This is a genomic window from Neorhizobium sp. S3-V5DH, assembly GCF_004343065.1.
GTDB classification, from domain to species: Bacteria; Pseudomonadota; Alphaproteobacteria; order Rhizobiales; family Rhizobiaceae; genus Neorhizobium; species Neorhizobium huautlense.
Genome location: NZ_SMCL01000043.1, coordinates 1 through 2,500 on the forward strand (window position 1 = coordinate 1; position 2,500 = coordinate 2,500).

Annotated in this window: 2 rRNA genes (1 of these 2 cut by a window edge); both read right to left on the reverse strand. The window is 54.0% G+C overall.

The annotated features are described in order from the left end of the window. Window positions 1-111: 111 nt before the first annotated feature. Window positions 112-226 (reverse strand): 5S ribosomal RNA (gene rrf, locus EDE09_RS27790). Between the two features lie 219 nt (window positions 227-445). Next, a 23S ribosomal RNA gene (locus tag EDE09_RS27795) occupies window positions 446-2,500 on the reverse strand; it runs 756 nt beyond the window's last position.

Here is a 2,500-nt window from a genome sequence, read left to right on the forward strand (position 1 = left end):
TTGAACGACGAAAGGCCGCTTTGGGGCGGCCCTTGAGTTTGGCCAGGGGCCTTAGGTTTCGTATTGAGAAGATTTTCGATCCACATTTTCATGTGGCATTGCCTTTAAAAGACCTGGCAGCGACCTACTCTCCCGCGTCTTGAGACGAAGTACCATTGGCGCTGGGGCGTTTCACGGCCGTGTTCGGAATGGGAACGGGTGCGGCCGCCCCGCCATGACCACCAGGTCGTTTAAGGGCAATGTTGATTAAGAAGCTGGCAGAGGCGTTTGCCTCGTTTGTCTTATTTGAACACGTCTTTTTTCTTCACCCTGGGCTGCGTGGGACTTCCCATACAGGCCGCAAGGCCGTCGCCAATCGTTTGGCGGCCCGTCCGGAGCGCCTTTGGCGCGTCAGGACAGAAGAGATGGCTCATCAAGCTTTGCTTGATGAGCATGGTCAATGAGAACGATCAAGCCGATCGGGCTATTAGTACCGGTAAGCTTCATGCATTGCTGCACGTCCACACCCGGCCTATCAACGTGGTCGTCTTCCACGGCCCTGATAGGGAATACTCGTTTTCAGGTTGGTTTCCCGCTTAGATGCCTTCAGCGGTTATCCATTCCATATATAGCTACCCTGCTATGCCCTTGGCAGGACAACAGGTCCACCAGAGATATGTCCATCCCGGTCCTCTCGTACTAGGGACAGATCCTGTCAATATTCCTACACCCACGGCAGATAGGGACCGAACTGTCTCACGACGTTCTGAACCCAGCTCACGTACCGCTTTAATTGGCGAACAGCCAAACCCTTGGGACCTGCTCCAGCCCCAGGATGCGATGAGCCGACATCGAGGTGCCAAACAACCCCGTCGATATGGACTCTTGGGGGTCATCAGCCTGTTATCCCCGGCGTACCTTTTATCCGTTGAGCGATGGCCCTTCCACGCGGGACCACCGGATCACTATGACCGACTTTCGTCTCTGCTCGACTTGTCAGTCTCGCAGTCAGGCGGGCTTATGCCATTGCACTCGACGACCGATTTCCGACCGGTCTGAGCCCACCATCGCGCGCCTCCGTTACTCTTTCGGAGGCGACCGCCCCAGTCAAACTACCCACCATACACTGTCCCGGATCCGGATGACGGACCGCGGTTAGACATCCATGACGATAAGGGTGGTATTTCAAGGATGGCTCCACGAGAACTGGCGTCCCCGCTTCAAAGCCTACCACCTATCCTACACATGCCGACACGAATGCCAGTGTAAAGCTATAGTAAAGGTGCACGGGGTCTTTCCGTCTAACCGCAGGAACCCCGCATCTTCACGGGGAATTCAATTTCACTGAGTCTATGTTGGAGACAGCGGGGAAGTCGTTACGCCATTCGTGCAGGTCGGAACTTACCCGACAAGGAATTTCGCTACCTTAGGACCGTTATAGTTACGGCCGCCGTTTACTGGGGCTTCAGTTCAAAGCTTGCACCTCTCCCTTTAACCTTCCAGCACCGGGCAGGCGTCAGGCCCTATACGTCGTCTTTAGACTTCGCAGAGCCCTGTGTTTTTGATAAACAGTCGCTACCCCCTGGTCTGTGCCACCCCTTCATACTTGCGTAAAAAGGGGTCACGCTTCTTCCGAAGTTACGCGTGCAATTTGCCGAGTTCCTTCAACATAGTTCTCTCAAGCGCCTTGGTATACTCTACCTGACCACCTGTGTCGGTTTCGGGTACGGTCTATAATGATGGAGCTATTTCCTGGAACCGCTCCGCCGCCCAACCAATCCAATAAGGTTGAACAACTTGTGCGATCCGTCACTACCACCAGGCCCACGAATATTAACGTGGTTCCCATCGACTACGCATGTCTGCCTCGTCTTAGGGGCCGGCTAACCCTGCTCAGATTAACTTTAAGCAGGAACCCTTGGTCTTTCGGCGAGAGGGTCTCTCACCCTCTTTATCGTTACTCATGTCAACATTCGCACTTCCGATACCTCCAGAGCCTCTCACGAGTACTCCTTCACAGGCTTACGGAACGCTCCGCTACCACTGAAGCAACCCGAAGGTTGCCACAATCCTCAGCTTCGGTGCATGGCTTTAGCCCCGTTACATTTTCGGCGCAAAGACCCTTATTTAGACCAGTGAGCTGTTACGCTTTCTTTAAATGATGGCTGCTTCTAAGCCAACATCCTGGTTGTTTTGGGATCCTCACATCCTTTCCCACTTAGCCATGACTTGGGGACCTTAGCTGGAGGTCAGGGTTGTTGCCCTCTTCACGACGGACGTTAGCACCCGCCGTGTGTCTGCCGACTAGTACTCCCAGGTATTCGGAGTTTGGTTAGGATCAGTAAGACGGTGAGTCCCCATAGCCCATCCAGTGCTCTACCCCCTGGGGTATTCGGTCGACGCTCTACCTAAATAGATTTCGCGGAGAACCAGCTATCTCCGAGTTTGATTGGCCTTTCACCCCTAGCCACAAGTCATCCCAATCTATTGCAACAGATGCGGGTTCGGTCCTCCAGTTGGT